Here is a 22,662-nt window from a genome sequence, read left to right on the forward strand (position 1 = left end):
GGGCAGCGCAATCCGAAGGAAGAAAGGAGGGAAGGTGGTCAAAACGCCGGTGTAAACCGCAAACCAACCCAATAGGTGGTGGGAACCGAATAGCTGTCCTTGAGCAGATTCTCGCCCGGGCCGGTCACGCTGGTGATGCGGCTGTGGGTGAGATTGCTGACCTGGCCGATCAGGCTCAACTGCTTGCTCACCGCATAGGTGGCGGTGAAATCCAGTTGCGAACGCGGCGACCAGTACAGGTCCTGCCAATCGATATTGCTGACGATGGAGCGCAGCGCCTTGCCTTGCCGGTTGTAGGCCGCGCGCAGCTCCAGCCCACCGGTGTTGTAGAACAGCGTTGCGTTGGCGGTGTAATCGGGCTGACCAACCAGATTGTCGAGCTTGCGCTCGCGCTGGGTCAGGCTGCTGCCGCTGCCGACGCTGTAGGGCACATCCAGACTGCCATCGAGCAACGCGAGGTTGGCGCTGAAGCCGACGCCACGCAACCACGGCACGATCGGCCCTAGTGTGTTGACGATGCCGTTGAGCTCCACACCGCGGATGCGCGCCTTGGCGGCATTGGCCGGCGTGCTGATGAACGCATTCGCATAGGTGGTGCCGTCGAAAGTGAAGCTGTCGGTGCGCGAGAGCGTAAAGATCTCGTCCTGGATGTGCTTGTCGAAGACGGCGGCGGAGGCGAACGCATCGAAATCGCCGGGCAGTCGCCATTCCAGCGACAGATCCAGGTTGTTGGACACGCGCGGCTTGATATCCGGGTTGCCGATGGTGACGGTGACGCCCTGCGCATTCGGGTTGCCCGCGTCTGTCGCATTGACGAAGCCGATCGAGGTACGCGCCGCATAGGCATCGTACGGCGGGCGGCCCAGCGTGCGGCTTGCACCGGCACGCAGGTCCAGCGCATCGGTCAGGTGATAGGTCATCACCGCCGATGGCAGCAGATAGTCGTAATCCGCACTGGTCGGGTTATCGACGTACACGTAGTGATTGGTTGCCGCATCCAGCTGCCGCTGGCGGCCCACCGTGTCGAGCTTGGTGCTGTCGAAATGCACACCGGCCTGCACGTTCAAACGATCGCTGCGATAGCTCACCAAGCCATAGCTGCCGAAGGTTTTTTCGGTATGCGTGAAGTTGTCCTGATTGCTGAAGGCCTGCTGGTCGGTGCTGTTGAACGCGCTCAACGGCACGGCTGCCAGCACGCGATTGGCCTTGTTCGGGTCGATGCTCAGCAGGTTCAAGCCGGCATAGCGCATCGGCGCCCTGCCGGTACCCACGACGTCGGCCAGACCGAGCGTTGGCGCCGTCGTATTGGGCTGGTACTCGACGCGATAGATCTCATAGGACGGCTTGTCGGTGGTGTACGACACGCCTGCCGCAAAGCCAATGCCCTGATCGCTTTCGCCTTGATTGAAGCCGTAATCGAGCCGACCGGTGAGGATGCGATCGGCGGCGGTGCGTTTATAGTCCGGGCGCCAGTACGACAGGCTGTAATTGTCCAGGTTGTTGTAGGCCTGCGGCGACACGCCGAAGCGCTGGTCGAACCCGGACGTGTCGTAGTTGAACGCATAATCGGGCGTGGCATTGATGGTCACGCCACTGCCGGTCTGGCCCACCGGCACCGGTGCCGGGCGCGTGATGCCGGTAGCGTACTTGATCATGCGAATCGGCTCGTCGTAGGTCGCATCCGACCACGCACCACGCGCGGAAAACTGTTGGCGATCGGTGGGCCGCCAGATCGCTCCCAGCTGCGCAACCTTGGTACGCGTGGTGACGATCTGGTTCGAATAGCCCACCTCGATGTCGCCACCGGGATAACTGCCGGAGGTGGCGGTCTGATTGAAGACCCGGCCACGGTTGCGCGGATCGATGATGACTTCGTTGCGCTCCATGTCGTCCTTGAAATAGTAGTAGCCGGCCATGGCATAGGCTTCCAGCGCCGCGCTGGGCCGCATCTCGAACTTGCCAGTGAGGCCATAACGGTCGCGCTGATCCTGCACGTACCAGTATTTATCCTGCTGCGGCACCGCCCAGCCATTGCCCAGGCTGTCGCCGGTCTGCAAGACACCGCTGTTGTCGTAGAACCCGTAATGCACCGTGTCGGTGGTCATATGGGTTTCGGTGTAGCTGCTCAGCGTTTGATAGTTGGCAGACAGGGTGACACCGTACTGCTGCTCGCTCCCGAAGGTGCGGCTGCCGGTGGCGTTCAAGCGATAACCGGGATCGTCCTGATCGCGCGGCTTGCCTACATCGTTGGCGTGGCCTAGCGCTGCCTCGGCGCTGAAGAACGGCTTGCCACCGTTTTCGAACGCGCTGCGGGTTTTCAGGTTGATCGCACCGCCGGTGGCGTTGGGGTCCAGGTCGGGGGCGAAGGTCTTGACGACCTGCAATTCGCTGACCATCGAGGCCGGCAACAGGTCCAGGCGCACGCCGCGGGTGATCGAACCGAGCGTGCCGTTCGGTGTACCGGGCGAGGCGATGGTGAGCCCGTCGATGGTGACGTTGTTGTACGACGGCCCCAGGCCACGCAAGACCGGCGTGGCTGCTTCATCGCGCGGATGCTCGTTGTCGGTGGCAGGCAAGACGGACAAGCCCGGCACGCGCCGCAATGCCTCGACGATGGTGCTGTCGGGCAAGGCACGCACATCGGTGGCGCTGATCACATCGGTGATATTGGTCGCCGCGCGCTTGCTTTCCACCGCAGCCGCGTTGGCGCGGCGCACGCCGGTGACCTGCATGGCATCGAGGGTTTTTACGCCGCTTTCCGGCGCGTCTGCGGCGGGCGCATCGCTGCCGGCTGCATCGCTGCGCGTCTCTGTAGCGTCGGTGTTGGAGCGGTGCTCTACCTCCGATGCTGTCTCTGTACGACGCTGGCTCTCGTTGGATGATGCCGTGTCCGGAGGCATTGGCGAGGCAAGGCGCGCAGCATCGGATGATGCGCCGACGGTTTGCGCCTGCACTGCAGGCGAACATGCGGCGATGGCCACGGCGAGAACGGACAGGTGCACACGGTACGGATCGAAGCGCTGCATGGAATCCCGTTATTTGCGCGGCACCAACGCCGCGCCGATGAGAAAGCACGCCACCGTAGAGTTGAAAAATGACCTTCGTATGTCGCCCAGGTCGCACCGAAAAGACAATGCGCAGCGATGTCGCGGTGTGCGAAGTTAGGGCTACTTGGGAGCGCGCTTGTGCTCCTGGCAGCGCGGCGATGAACGCACGGGACGCTGATGCGGCCAGCTGAAAATCGTCGACTAGGCGTTGCCGCTAGCGGGCCGTGACGGCGAGGAGGTAGCAGTGATTCGCAAGCGAGTGCCGACCACGACCAAGCGCACGATGTCCCGCGGAAATAGCGTTGATCATCGCTGCACGCTGGCCCAGCCACGCAAACGCTGGCATCGGAGCCGGACACTCGCTTCGGTGAAAAACACCGTACGTAGATGGGGCGTTACCGGTACGCCCCATCGCGCGAGCGCGCTCCTTGTCGCCCTACGGCTGCACCACCGTCATCGTGGCTGGCGTGCTGCGGCCTACACCGCGCAGCTCCGGCCGGTACATGTCTTCCACCAGCGACGGCGGCACCGTGTAGGTGCCCGGGGTGACGGCACGCACCAGGTAGTACACCTGCGCCTTGCTGCCGGAAGAGAGCGCCAGCGCGGCTACATAGCGGTCGTCGCGGAATTCTTCGTGCTTGACGTCGGCGGCGCTGGACCGCTCGCTGATGCCGATGCCGTCCACCACCACGTCGGCCCATTGCTTGGCATCGCCGAGATTGAAATTCTCGATTTCCAAACCGGCCGGCAACAGGTCGGTGAGCAAGGCGTCGGGCATGCTGCTGTTGGCAGTGATGCTGACGCGCACGATCAACGCTTCGCCTTCCTTGAGTGGACGCGGGGTCCACGGCTTGCCATCGGTGGTGTACCAGCTGCGCTCCACGCTGAGATTGCGCGTGTCCGGTTCCGGTGCGCTGCGCGGAATGCCGGCCACTTCCAGGCTGGCGTACATCGGCGCCTCGCCTTGCGGTGCGAACTGCACGCCGCGCGCCAGGGCAGCACTGTCGAAACTGCGCCCGAACACACGTGCCGGTGCGATCTGCTGCACCTGGTCGCCCACCGTCAAGCTGCCGGACACCTGCTTGCCCTGCCCGACCATCAACGCCTTGCCCAACCTGGCAAGCGCCACTTGCTCCTGCGTGCTCAGCCACAACCAATCGCTCGCGCGACGTGCATCCAGCGCGCGGCCCAGGGCCACCGCGCGGGTGTCGTACTCGGGCTTGGACAAACCGCGTTCGTGCAGCAACGCCATCATCAACGCGTCGTCGCGGATCGCGCTGCCGTAATCGCCGAAGTACGGCGGACGCTCGCTGCTGTCCTTGGCAAACCCGGCCTTGATCGCCGCTTCGCCACGCTTGGTATCGCCCTGCAGCGACAAGGCGATGCCCAGATGCACCAACGACAGGCCCGTCAGCGCCTTGTCGCGCTGGTTGTCGTACAGCGCGCGCAGCGTGCCCAGCGGCGCGCGGTTGACGCGTGCCAGCACGTAGCCGGACCAGGCCTGATTGGCGAACTTCAGGTTGTCGCGACGGTCCTGCCCATAGAACTCGTTGCCACCGGACAACAGATCTTCGCTCAGGCGATTGAGCGCCTTCTGCAGCACCGTGTCGGGCACCGCAAAACCGGCGTCCTTGGCGTCGAGCAGGAACTCGGCGATGTATGGGGTCAGTCCCGGGTTGACGTAGCCATCGTCGCCCCACATCGAAAAATGCCCGCTGGCGATCTGCATCGACGCCAGACGCCCGAACGCGCCTTCCATGCGCTCGCGGCGCTTGGCCGCTTCCAGCCCCTTGGTGCCGAGCGCCCTGGCGGTGGCATCGTCGAGCAGCAGCGCCGCATAGCCCTTGCTGGTGGTCTGCTCGGCGCAGCCGTACGGATACTCCAACGCGCCCTGCAATGCGCTGGCGAACGGAATCGGCGGCAACGCACTGACCACCATGCGCGCGGTCACCGACCCGGCCATCAGGCCATCGGCAAAGCCGCTGTCCAGGGTGATCGGCGCCAGCGGATCGAGCACGCGGGTCTGCGCACGCAGCACCTGCGGCCAGCCGGCACGCACCGGCAGCTCGTAGCTGCGGTCGGCCTTGAACCCGTTGCCGTCCACGCGCACGCGCACCTTGGCCACGCTATAGCCTTCGGTGGCGCTCAGCGGGAAGCTCAGCGTCTGCTTGGCGTCCACGCCGAGCTTGACGCTGCGCGACGCTTCGCCGATGGCCAGCGGGCCCATGCCCTCCACACGCACGTCGAATTCGCCCGGCTTGCCGGTGAAATTCTGCACGTCCAGCGTCACCGTGCTGCGGTCGCCCGGGGCCATCACGCGCGGCATGCTGGCCTCGGCCAGGATTGGTGCACGCACGACGGTTTCCATGTCGCGGTTGCCGTACCGCGTGTCCGAGTACACCAGCGCCGACACCCGCAAGGTGCCGTTGAAATCCGGCACCGGCAGTTGCACGCGCGCGTTGCCACGGGCGTCGAGTTTGACCGAGCCGGAAAACAGGTCGACGGTCTGTACGCGCGCGGTCGGGCGCTTGGCCTGCGGCAAGGCTTCCAGCGCCATGTCGCCGCCGAACTTGAGCTTGCCGCTGGCGCCTTCGAAACTTTCGATCACCCGCCCATAGATGTCGTACGCATCGGTCCCCAGACGACGCTGCGCAAAGAACTGCGCATTGGCATCGGGCACCGGGAAACGGGTGATGTTGAGGATGCCCACGTCCACTGCCGAAATGGTCACGTGCGCGGCCTGGCCTGCCAGCTCGGGCACGCTCACCGTTACCGGCAAGGGCTGCTCGGGGCGCATCTGCTTGGGTGCGGACAAGCCCACCGCCACGCGCCGCGCCTTGCGATCCATCGGCACATAGGCCACGCCCACCGCGCGTGCCGGGGTGATCTTGCTGGGCGCACTGCCGCCGCGGAAGACCAGTGCGGTGACATACACATCGTGGCGCTCCCACGCCTCGGTCACCGGAATCTCGAAGCTGCTGCCCGGCTTGACGTCGATGTCCTGCACGTACAGCAGCTTGTCGCTTTCCACCAGCAACACGCCCTTGCCGGCATGCGGCGGAGTCAGCGTCACCTTGAGCGTGTCGCCGGCGCGGTAGCCGGTCTTGTCCAGCGCCAGCTTGACCTTGTCCGGGCGCGCGTCCAGGCCACGGTTTTCATCGTTCCAGCTCCAGCCGGCGCGGAACGGGTAACGCGTGGTCAGCCCGCTGGCCGGGTCGAACACATCCAGGCGGTATTCGCCCCATTCCACCGGGAAATCGATCTTGGCATTGACGCTGCCCACATCGAGCGTGCGCGTGTCCTTGTTTTCGAAGCGGCGGGTGAAGTCGTAATCCCAGTGGTTGTCGGTGTAGTTCCAGTGGTAATCGCGCAGCTCGCGCACCAGCGTGACCTTCAGGCCCTTGGCCGGCTGCGGCTTGCCATCGGCATCCACGCGGGTCACTTCGAAGCGCGCCGTCCCATTGGCATCGGTGCCGTCTTTGTCGTCGAACAATGGCCGCACGCCGACCAGGGCCTTGGCCGGCCACAGCACGCGCTTGAGGGTGCGGGTGACCGTGCGCCCGCCGGTTTCGTACACGCTGCCGGAAACGACGGCGGCAATCGTGCTGACCGGCTTGGCTTCGGCCGGCAATGCGATGTCTTCGCGCAGGATGCCGTCGCCACCGAACTCGGTGTCGATCACGTCCTTGGCTTCGCGCGGCAGCTCCAGCGTGGGGTCGCCGAAGAACCAGCCGGGCAACGCTTCCAGCGGATGCTGCTCGACGCTGACCGCCAGCTTGGCGGTGAAACGGTTGCCGGCGGCCGGTGCGCCGTACAGGTACGCGGCATTGGCCACCAGCTTGAACGGCTGGCCGGCGCTCAAGGTTTTTTGCGTACTGTCCAGGTCCAGCTTCATGCGCTCGGGCAGGAACTCTTCCACGCGCACGGTCATGCCCTGCACGGCGTCCTTGCTGGCCGGATCGGTGCGGAATTCCACCTGCCAGCGGCCGGTCGGCGCATCGGCCGGAATCTGCTGGGCGAATTCGAAATAGCCCTGCTCGCCCGGCAGCAGCTTGGTCTCGCGGAAGGTCTTGCCGTCCGGCTGCTTCAGACGCAGGAACACCGGTTGCGGCTTGGTCGGTTTGCCATCGTTGTCGCGCAGGATCGCCGACACCCGCATGGTTTCGCCGGGGCGATACAGATCGCGACCGGCCCAGGCGAACACATCGAACCACGCGCCCTGGCGCCCGGCCACGGCGAACTCGCTCAAATCCAATGCGGGCTGGTTGAACGGCAGCAGCGAAATGTCGGTCTTGCTGCGGGCGGTCAGCACATGGCCGGCGTCGAGCGTGTAGTTGAGCAGCGCATTGCCGTTACCGTCGGTCGCACCTTTCAGGAACAACTCGCCCTTGGCATCGAGGATGCGCAGCTCCACGTTCTTGATCGGCTCGCCGCTCTGCAACGAGGCGGTGTGCACGAACAACTTGTCCTTGTAGGCGCGCGTATGCAGGCCGATGTCGCTGACGGTAAAGAACGCGGTGTCGAATTCGTTCTCGAAACTGCCAGCACGCTTCATCACCGCGAAATACAGGCAAGGTTCCTGCAGTTCCTTGATGTCCTGCGTCGGCAGGTAGGTCAGCACGCGCTCGTTCTTCTTGCCGCCAAGGATGAAGCGATTGACATACACCGGGTCGGCCAGCTTGGACAGCGGCTGGTTGCCGCTGTATTCGCTCTCCAGATCCCAGCTGCCACGGCGCCCGCCACGCTGGAACTGCTGGAAGAACGCCGGCAGCGATTTTTCGCGCACGCGCAGGAACTCCACGTCCACTTCCGACACGTTGACCGACACCACCGGCAGGCCGCGGCTTTCGCGCGCCGGCAACACGCTGCCCTGCGAAGCGAACCCGGCCACAGGCTTGAGTTCGCCGGTGTAGACCTTTTGCTTGAGCGGCGTGCTCAGGCGGCTGCCGTCGGCGGCCAGCAGGTTGGCGTCGACCAGCACGGTGTAGTCCTTGGCCGCTTCGACGTACGGGTAGCGCAGCGTCTTGCCGTCCTCGGACAGCGTCCAGCTGCTGTCGCCCGTGCCGACCTTTTCTTCGAAGCGCACCAGCGCATCGAAATCCTGCGTGCCGACCAGTGGCCGCGAGAATTCCAGTGCCAGCGACAGGCCGTCGCTGGTCTGGTCGGGATAGGCACGCGCCAACGCGAAACCGGTGATGGCCTGCTTTTCGGCCTTGATCGCCTCGCCGCTGGCGGCGGGCAGCTGACCGCTTTCGTTGCGCTTGCACGCCACCGCGCCGATTGCCACGGCCAGCAACACCACCCACAGCAGCATGCGCCGCGTGCCCGACCGCATCATCCGTGATCCCTGGCTGTCCATTCGTGCTACTCGCAATGTGAGAATGCAAGTATAGCGACGCTGCGCATCTGGCTGATGGCGCCAATGCGACGACGTGGCTGCTTGCCGATGGGCGGCAAGCGTGCCCTGCTGGCGAGCGTTGCGATGGCCGACTGGCAGTGAGCGCAGTGGTCTGGTACCCGCGCTTGGAGCGACCGCCAAACCACGGTATGCCGCCTAGCGCAGGCAGCTGGACTGCGGCGTTGGCTGCAGGCCCTCGCTCGTTCTGTTGTCGCGTCCATCGAGTGCCAAACAATCGATCCGCGGCAGCACGCGAGCCGAGTGACCCGCTTTCAGTTGGCCACCAGCCAACTGTCTAGCGCGATGCCCTCACCGCCTGCGGGACCGTTGGCGGCATGAATGCCGCCATCGAGCCTCCACGGATGGATTCACGGCGTGTCCCGCAGGCGGTGAGGGCACCGCGCACTCGATGTCTTCGCAGTTGCTGCAGGGCCAAACGCAGCAAATTAGCGGCGCGGTCTGCCGTTTTTTCAACAAAGTCACCAGCCAACTGCCTGGGCGCGCTGCCCTTGCCGATTGCGGGCGCGGTGGCGGCATGGATGCCGCCATCGCATCCGCATGGACCGGTTCACGCCGTGTCCGGCGAGCGGTGAGGGCATCGCGCGCACGACCAAACAGACTTTTGACTGCATCCCAAATTGCGGCCAATAAAACCACTGCGCTCGCCACCAAGCGGGTGCCCACCACATTTTGACAGCCACTCCTAGCGCAACTGCAGCACCGTGCGCATGTACAGGTCGATCAACGCCGGCTTGTCCACGCGCAGACAGGCCTGCACATTGGGCGTACCGGCACCTTCGCGGGTATAGCCTTGCGCATCCACGTCCAGATGCAGTGGCGTGATCGGGCACAGGTCGGGGCGCAGCAGCCAGGCCACCGGCACCACATCGAATAACGTGGGCGTGGCACTGGCCCAGGGCTGGTCGGTGTTGCGCCACTGGTAGTACAGCTGCGTGAGCGCATCGGTGAGCCCGTCGCCGTGCGCAAACAGCGCGATGCGCTCGGGTTCTTCCAGCGTGATCTGGGTGGCGTCCAAGGGCAGCAATACGATCGGCACGCCGGTCGCGAACACCCGCTGCGCCGCCGGCACATCGGCCAGGATGTTGTACTCCGGCGCCGGCGCGCTGGCCGGCCGATAGGCCGACTTTCCGTAGCCGACGCGCACCGAACCGCCCATCGCCACGATGCGCTTGAGCTTGGCAAAGCCGGCCGGGTCGCGCTGCTGCGCCACTGCGGCGTCGGTCATCGGCCCCAATACCAGCAAGGTCACCTTGCCAGGGTACAGGCGCGCCTGCTGCAGGATCATCGCGGCCGCATCCGGCAGCTTGTCGGGCAACTGTCCCCTGGCGGCCCAGCGCGCCTGGCTGAAGGGGATCGCGCTGGTGGTGCGTGCGCCCACCGCCAACGCAATTTCGCTGCGCCCGGCCTGCTGCAACAGGCGCTGCAGCAGCTGTGCCCGCAAGCTGGTGTCGCCCCATGCCGATGCAATGCCCAGCACCTGCAGCTGCGGGCTACGCAACAGCAGCCCGAGCGCGAACGCATCGTCGATGTCGTCGCCAATATCGGTAGAGACCACCAGCAACTCGGGGGACGTCGATGTCGATGTCGATGTCGATGTCGAAGTGGGCGTGGGCGCCGGCTGCGCGGCAGTGGCGGCAGGTGTCTGCGCCCATGCCACTGCCGACGCACACCACAGCCCCAGCATCCACCACATGTTTGGCCATCCACGCTGCATGCATCCACTCCTGCGACCATAAAAAAACCGCCGGCATGATAGCCGGCGGCTCGATAGTGCTACGCCAAAACGCCGATCAGAAGTTGGCGCGGAACTGCGCACCCACGATGCGCGGGTCGTTGATGAAGCCGGTGAGGTTGTTGAAGTCGATTGCACCGGTCACGCGGATCTGGTTGGTGCAGTTGCGGCAGAACACCGACAACTCGTACGCACCCGCGCCCCAGTTGTAGCCGATCTTGGCGCCACCTTCGACCAGCGGCTGGCCGGTGAACTCCTTGGAATCGTACAGGAAGAAGTTCACTTCGCTGCGGTAGGACCAGTCGGTGTAGAAGAACAGCTCGCCGTCGTTGCCCATCGGAATGCCGTAACGCAAGGTCGCATTGGCCATCCACTTGGCTGCCTGCGGCAAATCGTTGCCGTCGATCACCGCGCGGCCTGCCGCGTTGATCGGGTCGGTGACGGTGCAGGTGCGGCAGATGCCCACCGACAGGTTGGGGTCGTCGATGCGGGTCCAGTTGTAGGCGCCGCCGGCGGTCACGCGCAGGTTCTGGGTGAGCAGCGCCTCGAAATCGAACTCGGCGCCGCGCGCCTTGGTCTTGTCGGCGTTGAGCAGGCGGATGTCGTTGGACGCGCCGCCCACCGCGGTGAGCTGCTGGTTCTTCACCCGGAAATCGTAGATGTCGTAGCTCAGGCGCGCGCGATTGTCGAACAGATCCGACTTGATGCCGACCTCGAACGAATCCACCGTCTCCGGCTCGGCTACCGTCAGCGGCGCGGTGCCCGACGGCACGCCGAAACTGGCGCCGCGGAAACCGCGTGCGGCACGTGCATACACGTTGACGTCGTCGTTGATCGAGAACGTGGCCGCCAGATCGCCGGTGACCTTGGAGTTGTCGGTCTCGCCGCTGGACGGTTCGACCAGGGTGACGCGATCCAGCGCCAGCACGTCGAAGGTCTTCTTGTCGTAGGTGTAGCGGATGCCGGCGCGCAGGTTCAAACGGTCGCTGGCCGCGTAGTTCAACGAGCCGAACGCCGCCCAGGAGGTGTTACGCTGGCGGGTCAGCTGATAGCTGGCCAGATCACCGCCACTGAGGGTGTTGTAGGTGTAGTTTTCGCCTTCCACATCGTCGTGGAAGTAGTACAGGCCGGCCTGCCAGTTGAGCGGGCCGTCGTACTGCGATTCGGCGCGCACCTCCTGGCTGTACTGATCCAGGCTCTTGATGCCGCCGGCGGTTTCCACCGGGAACGGAATCACGCCCGGGCCCGACGGCGGTGCGAACACCGCGCCGAAGCCACCGTCGATATCGCCACGGCTGTAGTACTTGCCGATCCCTTCGTAGGCGGTGATCGAGTGCAGCGCGACGTCGCCCAGATCCCAGGTCAGGTTGGCGCTGCCGCCGTAGGTCTGCAGTTCCTGCGTGTTGGCACCATCGATGAAGGATTTTTCCGCATCGAAGCCATCCACCAGCTGGTTGGTGCCGGGCTGGATGATGTTGGCGCGGAACAGCCGCGCGGTGCCGTCCAGATGGCGCGCATGCGCATTGAACAAGGCGCTGAAGTCGTCGCTGGCCTGGTACAGCAGCTGCAGGCGCACGGCCGAATCGGTATAGCCTTCCAGATCGCGGCCGTCGCGGTTTTCCACCCAATCGTCGCGGCGTTGGCCCAGGGTCGACAGACGCGCTGCCCAATGGTCGCCCATCGCGATGCTCAGGCCGCTTTCCAGGGTCATGGTGCCGTAGGTGCCGTACGACAGGCTCGCGTAGCCGTCATTGGCGCCGATGGTCGGCTTGACCGAATTGAACTTGACCACGCCGGCCGGCGTATTGCGGCCGAACAGCGTGCCTTGCGGGCCGCGCAGCACTTCCAGGCCTTCCAGATCGAAGATCGGGAAGCCCTTCAGGAAGGCGTTTTCCTGCACCACGTCGTCATAGATCAGCGACACCGGCTGCGAGGCATAGGTGTTGAAGTCCGTATTGCCGTAGCCGCGGATGTACACGCGCGGGAACACACGGCCGTTGGACGATTCGATGTTCAGGCTGGGCGCCTTGCCGGCCAGCACGCGGATGTCCGAGCCGCTGGTGGAGATGGCATCCAGGAATTCCGGGCGCAATACCGATGCGGAAACCGGCACGTCCTTGGAGTCTTCCGAACGCCGCTCGACCGTGACCTTGACCGCATCCAGACGCACGACGCCGTCGCCGCCGGGCGCCTGCTGGGCAGCGGCTTGGAGCGGAAGAAAGGAAACGATGGCAACGGCAAGCGCGCTGATCTTGAGCGACCGGCTGGCGGACATGGGAAGAACTCCGGATTCTGGTGGCGGGGCGGCCCGGCCTGCGTGCCGCGGTGCAACAGAATTAACACGATTTACACAAATATGGCAGAGCGCGTGCGAAAAAGTTTCCAGAATTCGAAAAAGCGTTCGAATTAATGCAACAGCACCGTGCGTTTTTCACGACGACGAGAAAGCACGCTCGGTTAGCGATGCTGGCCATGTTGTCCTGCGCTGTATGGCCTGCGCCAGTTGCCTAGGGCGCAACCCAGCAACATCGATCAATGGCATCGGAATCACATCCAGCATGAGGAGACACGCCGCACTCAAACGCAGCTGCGTTGGCTTCCAACGCGTCCGCCCGGACATGCCGATGCGGAGCAGATCCGGCTGACGCGGGCAGCGCGACGCCGGCTCCGCATTCGCGACCGGGCGCGCCCGACCGACGCGATGCACATCTCGCACACCAGCACCAAGCAAGCGCCTCGCACGCCAGGCATGTATCGCGTGCAGCCACGCACGCCAACACCTTGCGCAGGCTTACCCAACCTCGGCAACAGGCGCCGGTACCCTGACCCACCCCTCCATCAGCACCCGCGCACTGCGGCTCATCAGCGCCTTTGTCACCTGCCACTGGCCCTCGACCAGCTGCGCCTGCGCACCAACCCGCAAGGTGCCGGACGGATGCCCGAAGCGCACCGCCGAGCGCGCCGCACCGCCGGCAGCCAGATTGACCAGCGTGCCCGGCACGGCCGCAGCGGTGCCGATCGCAACTGCTGCAGTGCCCATCATCGCGTGATGCAATTTGCCCATCGACATCGCACGCACCAGCAGATCGATTTCGGCCGCGTGCACCGGCTTGCCGCTGGATGCGGTGTAGTCGGCTGGCGGTGCCACGAAGGCGACCTTGGGCGTGTGCTGCCGCGTCGCGGCGTCTTCCACCTTCGCAATCAACCCCATCCGCACCGCCCCATGCGCGCGCAATGTCTCGAACATGGTCAAGGCGCGCGGGTCGCCGTTGATGGCGTCCTGCAGCTCGGCCCCGGTGTAACCCAGGTCTCTCGCGTTGACGAAGATGGTGGGAATGCCCGCGTTGATCAGCGTGGCATCGAGCGTGCCCAGCCCGGGAATTTGCAGTTGATCGATGACGTTGCCGGTGGGAAACATCGCCCCGCCCTCGCCTTCGGCATCGTCGGCCGGGTCGAGAAATTCCAGCTGCACTTCGGCCGCGGGAAAGGTCACGCCATCCAGTTCGAAGTCGCCGGTTTCCTGCACCACCCCATCGGTCATAGGCACATGCGCCACGATGGTCTTGCCGATATTGGCCTGCCAGATCCGCACCGTGGCCACCCCATCGCGTGGCACGCGTGCGGGATCGACCAAGCCGCTGGCGATGGCGAACGGCCCCACCGCCGCCGACAGATTGCCGCAGTTGCCGCTCCAATCCACGAACGCACTCTCGATGGACACCTGCCCGAACAGGTAGTCCACATCGTGCCCATCGCGCGTGCTGGCCGAGACAATGACGCTCTTGCTGGTGCTCGAAGTGGCCCCGCCCATGCCATCGATCTGCTTGGCATACGGATCCGGGCTGCCGATCACCCGCAACAACAGCGCATCGCGTGCAGCCCCTGGTTGCTGCGCGGCCACGGGCAGATCCTGCAGACGGAAAAACACGCCCTTGCTGGTGCCCCCGCGCATGTAGGTGGCGGGGATGCGGAGTTGGGGAGCGAATGCCATGAATATTCCTTGGAAAACGACGTGCGGACGTGATGTGAAACATGTTGCGTGATGCATCTGTACGAACTGGCCAAGCATCACCATAAGGATCGCAACACGCCTTCCGACTCAGGTCATAGCGGTAGTTGCGCCTGCTCCGGCATGAGGCCCTCAGGTTGCAATGGCCAAGATCCGATGGGTACATAGCGGTACGGTCGCCCACCGCCTTCGACCAATAGCACCTCAGTGGCGTGCCAGGTGATGGGCACAATTGGCTGGTTGAGCTTACCGGGCGCTGCATAGCTAATCGTTACGTGCGGCGTATGTCCGCCCCCTGCGTGTAGGCCTTCCGCACGCAGCGCCGCTGTGATGGCAGCCTGCAATGCAACGAAGGCAAATGGAACGCCCTCTGCCCGGAATGCCCAATGCACCGGGTCTGTTCCGCGACTGGTGATCCGGTTCAAGCACAACGTAACGGCCTGGGCATCGAGACGATCGCCAGCGCGCAGCATTGCCGCACGCGCAACTGACCCTTCAAACCGATCCGAAACCGACTGATGCCAGTTGCCTGGATCGAAGTACGCGTCACCAAGCAGTGCATCGAGGCGGTGTGCGGCCACGGCACCGGCCATCGCTTCAAGCACCTGCGGTGGCGGCTTGAGCATGAAGATCAATCGCGAAGAATCGGCCATGATGCTGCCCTATGCCGCCTTGTTTGCCTCGAGAAAATCCTGCGCAAACCGCTGCAAGACACCACCGGCTTCGTAAATCGACACTTCCTCTGCAGTATCCAGACGGCAGGTCACCGGCACCTGCAGTTGCTCGCCATTGCGCCGGTGGATCGACAACGTCAGCGTGGCGCCGGGCGTGCGCTCACCCACCACGTCGAAGGTTTCGCTGCCATCGATGCCCAGGGTCTTGCGATCGGTGCCCGGCTTGAACTCCAGCGGCAGCACGCCCATGCCGATCAGGTTGGTGCGGTGGATCCGCTCGAAGCCTTCGGCGACGATCACTTCCACGCCGGCAAGCCGCACGCCCTTGGCTGCCCAGTCGCGCGAAGACCCCTGCCCGTAATCGGCGCCGGCAATGATGATCAGCGGCTGCTTGCGCGTCATGTAGGTTTCGATCGCCTCCCACATGCGCAGCACCTGGCCTTCCGGCTCAAGACGCGCCAGCGAACCAGCCTTGACCTGCCCATCGACCACCGCCATTTCGTTGATCAGTTTGGGATTGGCAAAGGTGGCGCGCTGTGCGGTGAGATGGTCGCCGCGATGGGTGGCGTAGGAATTGAAGTCCTCCTCCGGCACGCCCATCTGCGCCAGGTATTGCCCGGCCGCACTGCCGGCCATGATCGCGTTCGACGGCGACAAATGGTCGGTGGTGATGTTGTCGCCCAGAACGGCCAACGGGCGCATGCCGCGCAGCGTGCGCGCACCGGCCAACGCGCCTTCCCAATACGGCGGGCGCCGAATATACGTGCTGGCCGGGCGCCAATCGTACAACGGGTTCACGCTGATTCCGTGCCCCACGCTGCGCTTGAACATCGGGTCGTACACGCTGCGGAAGTGTTCCGGCTTGACGCTGCGCGCCACCACCGCATCGATCTCGGCATCGCTCGGCCACAGGTCCTTGAGCGTGACCGGCACGCCGTCGGCGTCGATGCCCAGGACATCCTTTTCGATATCGAAGCGCACCGTACCGGCAATGGCATAGGCAATCACCAGCGGCGGCGATGCGAGAAACGCCTGCTTGGCATACGGATGGATGCGGCCATCGAAATTGCGGTTGCCCGAGAGCACTGCCGTGGCATACAGATCGCGATCGATGATCTCCTGCTGGATCGCAGGATCCAGCGCACCGCTCATGCCGTTGCAGGTGGTGCAGGCAAACGCCACGATGCCGAAGCCCAACTGCTCCAGCTCGCGCAGTAAACCGGCTTCTTCCAGGTACAGCTGCACTGCCTTGGAGCCCGGCGCCAGCGAGCTCTTCACCCACGGCTTGCGGGTCAAGCCACGCGCATTGGCATTGCGCGCCAGCAAACCGGCCGCGATGACATTGCGCGGGTTGGAGGTATTGGTGCACGAGGTGATCGCTGCAATGATCACGGCGCCGTCAGGCATCTGCCCCGGCACCTGCTCCCACGCACGGGCAATCCCACGCTCTGACAGTTCGGTGGTGGCCACGCGCTTGTGCGGATTGGACGACCCGGCCATGTTGCGCACTACGCTCGCCAGATCGAACTGCAGCACGCGCTCGTAGTGCGCGGTGGCCAGATCGTCGGCCCATAGGCCGGTATGCCGCGCATAGATTTCCACCAATGCGACCTGCGCATCGTCGCGACCGGTCAAGCGCAGGTAATCGATGGTTTGCTGGTCGATGTAGAACATCGCCGCCGTCGCACCGAATTCCGGCGTCATGTTGGAGATGGTCGCGCGGTCGCCGATGGTCAGCCCACGCGCACCATCGCCATAGAACTCGAGATACGCCCCAACCACGCGTTGCGCGCGCAGGAATTCGGTCAATGCCAGCACGATGTCGGTGGCAGTGATGCCCGGCGCCGGCCGGCCGGTCAATTCCACGCCGATGATGTCCGGCAGGCGCATCCACGAGGCGCGCCCCAGCATCACGTTCTCCGCCTCCAATCCGCCCACACCCACCGCGATCACGCCCAGCGCATCCACATGCGGCGTATGACTGTCGGTGCCCACACAGGTATCCGGAAACGCCACGCCGTCCAGCGTGTAGATCACCGGCGACATCTTCTCCAGATTGATCTGATGCATGATGCCGTTGCCTGGCGGGATCACTTCCATGTTTTCGAACGCGCGCTTGGTCCATTCGATGAAGTGGAAGCGATCGGCATTACGCCGATCCTCCACGCTACGATTCTTGGCAAAGGCCTGCTTGTCGAAGCCGGCGTATTCCACTGCCAGCGAGTGATCCACGATCAACTGCACCGGCACCACCGGATTGACCTGTGCCGGGTCGCCGCCCTGCTCGGCAATGGCATCGCGCAAGCCCGCAAGATCCACCAATGCGGTCTGGCCCAGGATGTCGTGACACACCACCCGTGCCGGAAACCACGGAAAATCCAGATCGCGCTTGCGCTCGATCAACTGCCCCAGGTACGCCTCCAGCATGTGTGGCTCTGCACGCCGCACCAGATTCTCGGCATGCACGCGTGCGGTATACGGCAAGCTCGCATACGCACCGGGCTGCAGCGTATCGACGGCGGCGCGTGCATCGAAGTAATCCAACGAGGTGCCCGGCAAGGGCTTGCGGTACTGGCTATTCATGGCTGGCGATATCACAAGGCGGCCGAGGAGTTTGCATTCACTTTGTCCTTCTCCCGCAAGCGGGAGAAGGTGCCCGACGGGCGGATGAGGGAACGGGGAAACCAGGGAATAAGGCAATGAGGGCCGGTATCGCCCTCATAGCGACTCAAGAACGCTGATCCAGCGGCACGAACACCTGATCTTCCGGCCCGGTGTAATTGGCCGAGGGCCGAATGATCTTGCCGTCCACGCGCTGCTCGATGATGTGCGCGCTCCAGCCGGCCGTGCGCGCCAGCACGAACAGCGGGGTGAACATCGCCGTCGGCACACCCATCATGTGGTAGCTCACCGCACTGAACCAGTCCAGGTTCGGAAACATCTTCTTGATGTCCCACATCACGCTTTCCAGACGTTCGGCGATGTCGTACATCTTGCGGCTGCCCTGTTCGTCGGAGAGCTCGCGCGCCACGTCCTTGATCACCTTGTTGCGCGGGTCGGACACCGTATACACCGGGTGCCCGAAGCCGATCACCACTTCCTTGCGCTCCACCCGCGCCTTGATGTCGGCCTCGGCTTCGTCCGGCGTGTCGTAGCGCTTCTGCACTTCGAACGCGACTTCATTGGCGCCGCCATGCTTGGGACCACGCAGCGCGCCGATACCACCGGCGATGGCGCTGTACATGTCGCTGCCGGTGCCGGCAATCACGCGGCAGGCAAACGTGGATGCATTGAACTCGTGCTCTGCATACAGGATCAGGCTGGTGTGCATCGCGCGCACCCACGAGTCCTTGGGCGCAAACCCGTGCAGCAAATGCAGGAAATGCCCACCGATGGAATCGTCGTCGGTCTCCACCTCGATGCGCTTGCCGTTGTGGCTGTAGTGATACCAGTACAGCAGCATCGAACCGAGTGAGGCCATCAACTTGTCGGCGATGTCGCGCGCACCCGGGTGGTTGTGGTCGTCTTTTTCCGGCTGCAGGCAGCCCAGCACCGACACGCCGGTGCGCATCACATCCATCGGATGCGCTGACGGCGGCAACTGTTCCAGCGCAATTTTCACCGCTGCCGGCACACCGCGCAGCGAGCGCAGCTTGGCCTTGTAGCCGCGCAGTTCGCCGCTGTTGGGCAGCTTGCCGTGCACCAGCAGGTACGCAATCTCTTCGAACTCGCTGGTGCTGGCCAGGTCGAGAATGTCGTAACCGCGGTAATGCAGATCGTTACCGCTGCGCCCCACCGTGCACAGGGCCGTGTTACCGGCGGCAGTGCCGGACAAGGCAACGGATTTTTTCGGCTTGAAACCAGGAGTGACAGTGTCGTTCATGCGATGAGCTCCCAAACTGTGTGGTGTCGCGGCGTGGCGTGCGAGGTGGCAATGAAGTTGGTCAGCAGCGCGTAATCATGCGCCTTTGCGCGCAAACAACGCATCCAGGCGCTGCTCGTAATCGTGATAGCCGATGCGTTCGTACAGCTCTTCGCGCGTCTGCATGCTGTCCAGCACGCCCTGCTGATGGCCGTCGCGCCGAATTGCGGCATAGACCGCCTCGGCGGCCTTGTTGGCCGCGCGAAATGCCGACAGCGGAAACAGCTGGATCGCCACGCCGGCTTGCGCCAGCTGGTCGCGCGTAAACAGCGGGGTCTTGCCGAATTCGGTGATGTTGGCCAGCACCGGCACGCCTACCGCATCGACGAAGCGTTTGTAGGTCTCCAGGTCGTAGGCAGCTTCGGCGAAGATGCCGTCCGCACCCGCTTCCACGCAGGCGATGGCGCGTTCGATCGCCGCATCCACGCCTTCCATCTGGATTGCATCGGTGCGCGCAATGAGGAAGAACGCCGCATCGGTCTTGGCATCGGCCGCGGCCTTGACCCGATCCACCATCTCGCCCTGGCTCACGATCTCCTTGCCCGGCCGGTGACCGCAGCGCTTGGCACCAACCTGGTCTTCGATATGGCAGCCGCCCGCGCCCGCCTTGATCAGCGACTTGATGGTGCGCTCGATATTGAACGCGCTCGGGCCAAAACCGGTGTCCACATCCACCAACAGCGGCAACTCGCACACGTCGGTGATACGCCGCACGTCGATCAGCACATCTTCCAGCGTGTTGATGCCCAGGTCCGGCAACCCCAGCGACCCGGCCGCCACGCCGCCGCCTGACAGGTAGATCGCCTGATAGCCGGCGCGTTGCGCCAACAGCGCATGGTTGGCATTGATCGCACCGATCACCTGCAACGGCGATTCGGCAGCCAGTGCTGCGCGAAACCGCGTGCCAGCGGAGGGAGTGGACGAGGGCGTCATGGCGGTTCCTTGAGTGGGATAACCGTACAGGCGCAAACACCATGCCAAGTGCAAGCCATTGATTCCTATGGACCTCTGCCGACCGTTCGTTGCACTCATGCAACAAATGGCCCACCATGAAACACCTTTGAAACGCGGCAACGTCATGCGCAGCCCTGTCCTTCCGGAAACCGCAGACGCCTCCTTGCCCATCATCTGGACCGTCAGCGTCTCGCGCCTGACCGGCCTGCTGGCCGATGTCATTCCCGAGTTCGACCAGCGCGCGCGCATCGAGCAGATCAACCTCGGCTTTGCCGAAGCGGTCGAGGTCATCGGCCAGCGCCTGCGCCGCGAGCGCTGCGACGCGCTGGTGGCCGGCGGATCCAATGCGGCGTACCTGCGCAGCCGGCTCGCGCTGCCCTTGGCGCCCATCCAGGCCACCGGGTTCGATCTGATGGAAGCGCTGGCGCGTGCGCGCCGCATTGCGCCACGCATCGGCGTGGTCACCCACGCCACCGATGTGCCGTCGTTCCGCGCGTTTCAGCACAGCTTCGATCTGGAAATCGAACACCGCCGTTTCGTCACCGCCGAAGACGCACGCCACTGCATCGCCGATCTGCGCGCCAGCGGCATCCAGGTCATTGTCGGCACCGGCATGGCGATCGATTTCGCCGAGCAGGCCGGGCTGCCTGGCGTGCTGCTGTATTCGGCCGATTCGGTGCGTCACGCGCTGGAACAGGCCATCACGCTGGGCGTCGCTCCAGGCACCGATCGCTTCGCCGGCCGTACCGCGCCTCGCCGCGCGCGACGCGCCGACGCCCTGCTGGGCGAAGACAGCGCAATGCGGGGCGTGCGCGAGCTGGTGCAGCTCTACGCACCGCATGCCGGCACCGTGTTGATCAGCGGCGAAACCGGCACCGGCAAGGAACTGGTCGCGCGACAACTGCATGCCGGCAGTCGTCGCCGCGGCCGTTTCGTGGCGATCAACTGTGGCGCCATCAGCGAATCGTTGCTGGAGGCGGAACTGTTCGGCTACAGCGACGGCGCCTTTACCGGTGCCCGTCGCGGCGGCCACACCGGTCTGATCGAAGCTGCGCAGGACGGCACGCTGTTCCTCGACGAAATCGGCGAATTGCCCATGCCGTTGCAGACCCGGCTACTGCGCGTCCTGGAAGAACGTGAAGTGCTGCGCGTCGGCGCAACTGTGCCCGTTGCGATCGACGTGCGCGTGGTTGCCGCCAGCCTGCAGGAACTGCAGCAGTTGGTCGAACAGGGCCGCTTCCGCCGCGACCTGTTCTATCGTCTTGCCGCGCTGCGCATTGCACTACCGCCGCTACGACACCGCCACCGCGACATTGCCTTATTGCTTGCGCATTTTTTCCAGCAACTCGGCAGCATGCCATCGCCGCTATCGCCAGCTGCACTGCAATGCCTGCAACAACACAGCTGGCCCGGCAATGTGCGCGAGCTGCGCAATTTGGTGGAACGGCTATGCATTCACTGGAAAGCCCAACCGCACGACAGCCTGAGTTTGGAGCAACTCGGACGCTGGGCGCCGGAATTATTCGATACTCCTCCCGACAACCGCGGCGCACCGCTTGAGCATGCCGATTTGGCGACCTCTCGCCTGCAGCTCACCGCCAGCGCAGTCCGCGCAGCGCTCGACCGCGCCAACGGCAACCGCACCCTCGCCGCGCAAGCGCTCGGCGTCTCGCGCACCACGCTGTGGCGCTGGATGCAGGCGCAGGCGGTGGCGTCGCGTACATAGTGCAAGCGCGAACTCGCACGACTGATCAGACCACACAGGCATGCGCGACCTTCCACACTCAAGCGGCAGATGACGGCATGGCATGCGCGCTCGGCGCATGGATGCCCAGCCCACGCTGACCACCGTGTGCGCCGCAATCAGAAGACATGAGGCAGCTAGCTGGTGACACGATCAACTCGCCTGCCGCAACACCGCGCCTCCATCGCATGCCGTTGACCAAGCGTCTTGCCGTCACTTGACCCGCGTGTACTCGGTATCGCCCGTGCTCAACTTGCCGGTCGCATCATCGATCGCGTAGTTGACCGTGCCCACCCCGTTGGATACCTGCAGCACGCCCTTGGTCAGCAATGCCGGATGATTGCGGGTCTTGACGCCATTGCCGAACAGCTCCGGTTGGGTGTCGCGAATGATGAAGCTCTCGCCATTGTGCTCGATGCTCAGCACGTGCTTTTCCGACTTCACATTGACCCACTTGCCCACGAATTGCTCGCCCACGTCGCGCGCACACCCGGCCAACAGCAACGTCGCAACCAGCGCACTTCCAAGCAGCGTCTTCATCGCCACTCCATCTCGATCCGGGGCCTTGCAGGATGGCAAGTCCCTGTCGAGCTCGCAAGGCACCCGTCCTAGCGAAAAGTGCTTAAACGCAGCGTCTGGCGCGAATGGTGCCGGACTCCGCTCTCAGTTAAGCACGGCGATACCAGCACCGCAGCTGGTTGCTCTCGCAGTCGATAGGCCAAGCAAACCGTGTAGCGCCCAGTTCAACGATGAACCTGCCTCGTCAAAGTGCTGTCGGGATCGAGCAGATAGATCGCGTCGTTGATGAGTAACAGTTGTTCATTGAGAAAAATGGTCTCGCTGACTGGTAGACCCTGCATCCCAGGAACAAGATCCAGCTGCCGCCACCGAAGCGGCAGCTCAGCCTTACCGAAAGCCCAGTCATCCCTACGATGGGCATATGCGTTACGCAAGGCGCGCAGCAAGACAACCGCGGGCTCACTTTCATCGCTCCGCTTGAGGTCTGATGCCAACGCATACCTCCACATGGCATCAGAGATTTCGACGATTGCTTGACGCGCGGTATATCGAACCACTTCCTGCGCGCGCTCCCGCAACTGTTCCGGGTAAACCTTAAGGAAACTCTGAACAATCCATCGTGATCTGCCACAATCGATCAAC

General features: G+C 64.1%; 12 protein-coding genes and 1 pseudogene. 2 read left to right on the forward strand and 11 right to left on the reverse strand.

Features of this window, described 5'->3' with window-relative positions:
* Positions 1 to 38: 38 nt before the first annotated feature.
* Positions 39 to 3,026, reverse strand: a complete 2,988-nt coding sequence (locus tag ACCQ03_RS12720) for a TonB-dependent receptor (protein WP_209227215.1) — start codon at positions 3,024 to 3,026, stop codon at positions 39 to 41.
* A gap of 457 nt (positions 3,027 to 3,483) precedes the next feature.
* Positions 3,484 to 8,385, reverse strand: coding sequence for an alpha-2-macroglobulin family protein (locus ACCQ03_RS12725; protein ID WP_209227217.1), 4,902 nt, complete (start codon positions 8,383 to 8,385; stop codon positions 3,484 to 3,486).
* Between the two features lie 469 nt (positions 8,386 to 8,854).
* Between ACCQ03_RS12725 and ACCQ03_RS12730 the strand changes: the two are divergent.
* A pseudogene (locus ACCQ03_RS12730) lies at positions 8,855 to 9,096 on the forward strand (hypothetical protein).
* Between the two features lie 52 nt (positions 9,097 to 9,148).
* Here the strand turns inward: ACCQ03_RS12730 and ACCQ03_RS12735 are convergent.
* The 7 genes from ACCQ03_RS12735 to prpB all read right to left on the reverse strand — a co-directional run bounded on the left by ACCQ03_RS12735 (position 9,149) and on the right by prpB (position 19,736).
* Positions 9,149 to 10,150 carry a nucleoside hydrolase gene (locus ACCQ03_RS12735; RefSeq protein WP_209227226.1) on the reverse strand — a complete coding sequence of 334 codons (1,002 nt, stop codon included), beginning with the start codon at positions 10,148 to 10,150 and terminating at the stop codon, positions 9,149 to 9,151.
* Between the two features lie 106 nt (positions 10,151 to 10,256).
* Positions 10,257 to 12,473, reverse strand: coding sequence for a TonB-dependent receptor (locus ACCQ03_RS12740; protein ID WP_209227219.1), 2,217 nt, complete (start codon positions 12,471 to 12,473; stop codon positions 10,257 to 10,259).
* A 516-nt stretch (positions 12,474 to 12,989) separates the two neighbouring features.
* The gene (gene prpF / locus ACCQ03_RS12745; RefSeq protein ID WP_057679234.1) at positions 12,990 to 14,189 is read right to left on the reverse strand and encodes a 2-methylaconitate cis-trans isomerase PrpF; all 1,200 of its coding nucleotides are present in this window, start codon (positions 14,187 to 14,189) and stop codon (positions 12,990 to 12,992) included.
* 113 nt (positions 14,190 to 14,302) lie between these two features.
* Entirely contained in the window at positions 14,303 to 14,860 is a 558-nt protein-coding gene (locus ACCQ03_RS12750; RefSeq protein ID WP_057679235.1) for a 2'-5' RNA ligase family protein, read from the reverse strand.
* Positions 14,861 to 14,869: 9 nt separating this feature from the next.
* Positions 14,870 to 17,464 carry a Fe/S-dependent 2-methylisocitrate dehydratase AcnD gene (acnD, locus tag ACCQ03_RS12755; RefSeq protein ID WP_209227222.1) on the reverse strand — a complete coding sequence of 865 codons (2,595 nt, stop codon included), beginning with the start codon at positions 17,462 to 17,464 and terminating at the stop codon, positions 14,870 to 14,872.
* A 145-nt stretch (positions 17,465 to 17,609) separates the two neighbouring features.
* The gene (gene prpC / locus ACCQ03_RS12760) at positions 17,610 to 18,764 is read right to left on the reverse strand and encodes a bifunctional 2-methylcitrate synthase/citrate synthase (protein ID WP_057677867.1); all 1,155 of its coding nucleotides are present in this window, start codon (positions 18,762 to 18,764) and stop codon (positions 17,610 to 17,612) included.
* A gap of 75 nt (positions 18,765 to 18,839) precedes the next feature.
* The gene (gene prpB / locus ACCQ03_RS12765; protein WP_039572867.1) at positions 18,840 to 19,736 is read right to left on the reverse strand and encodes a methylisocitrate lyase; all 897 of its coding nucleotides are present in this window, start codon (positions 19,734 to 19,736) and stop codon (positions 18,840 to 18,842) included.
* A gap of 127 nt (positions 19,737 to 19,863) precedes the next feature.
* On the opposite strand from prpB, the gene prpR reads away from it, so the two are divergent.
* Complete coding sequence (gene prpR / locus ACCQ03_RS12770) at positions 19,864 to 21,483, forward strand: propionate catabolism operon regulatory protein PrpR (RefSeq protein WP_061112160.1); 1,620 nt, start codon at positions 19,864 to 19,866, stop codon at positions 21,481 to 21,483.
* Positions 21,484 to 21,714: 231 nt separating this feature from the next.
* Here the strand turns inward: prpR and ACCQ03_RS12775 are convergent, their stop codons facing one another.
* A complete protein-coding gene (locus ACCQ03_RS12775; protein ID WP_209227224.1) occupies positions 21,715 to 22,041 on the reverse strand; it encodes a hypothetical protein in 327 nt (108 codons plus the stop codon).
* Positions 22,042 to 22,244: 203 nt separating this feature from the next.
* The gene (locus ACCQ03_RS12780) at positions 22,245 to 22,661 is read right to left on the reverse strand and encodes a hypothetical protein (RefSeq protein ID WP_244664129.1); all 417 of its coding nucleotides are present in this window, start codon (positions 22,659 to 22,661) and stop codon (positions 22,245 to 22,247) included.
* Position 22,662 lies beyond the last annotated feature (1 nt).

Origin of the sequence: Xanthomonas sp. NCPPB 3569, from assembly GCF_041475645.2 — a bacterium.
Classification (GTDB): domain Bacteria; phylum Pseudomonadota; class Gammaproteobacteria; order Xanthomonadales; family Xanthomonadaceae; genus Xanthomonas; species Xanthomonas phaseoli.

Coding starts and splice junctions, on each gene's coding strand:
- ACCQ03_RS12720 (WP_209227215.1), bottom strand. CDS start 3,026: ATGCAGCGCTTCGATCCGTACCGTGTGCACCTGTCCGTTCTCGCCGTG.
- ACCQ03_RS12725 (WP_209227217.1), bottom strand. CDS start 8,385: ATGATGCGGTCGGGCACGCGGCGCATGCTGCTGTGGGTGGTGTTGCTG.
- ACCQ03_RS12735 (WP_209227226.1), bottom strand. CDS start 10,150: ATGCTGGGGCTGTGGTGTGCGTCGGCAGTGGCATGGGCGCAGACACCT.
- ACCQ03_RS12740 (WP_209227219.1), bottom strand. CDS start 12,473: ATGTCCGCCAGCCGGTCGCTCAAGATCAGCGCGCTTGCCGTTGCCATC.
- prpF (WP_057679234.1), bottom strand. CDS start 14,189: ATGGCATTCGCTCCCCAACTCCGCATCCCCGCCACCTACATGCGCGGG.
- ACCQ03_RS12750 (WP_057679235.1), bottom strand. CDS start 14,860: ATGGCCGATTCTTCGCGATTGATCTTCATGCTCAAGCCGCCACCGCAG.
- acnD (WP_209227222.1), bottom strand. CDS start 17,464: ATGAATAGCCAGTACCGCAAGCCCTTGCCGGGCACCTCGTTGGATTAC.
- prpC (WP_057677867.1), bottom strand. CDS start 18,764: ATGAACGACACTGTCACTCCTGGTTTCAAGCCGAAAAAATCCGTTGCC.
- prpB (WP_039572867.1), bottom strand. CDS start 19,736: ATGACGCCCTCGTCCACTCCCTCCGCTGGCACGCGGTTTCGCGCAGCA.
- ACCQ03_RS12775 (WP_209227224.1), bottom strand. CDS start 22,041: ATGAAGACGCTGCTTGGAAGTGCGCTGGTTGCGACGTTGCTGTTGGCC.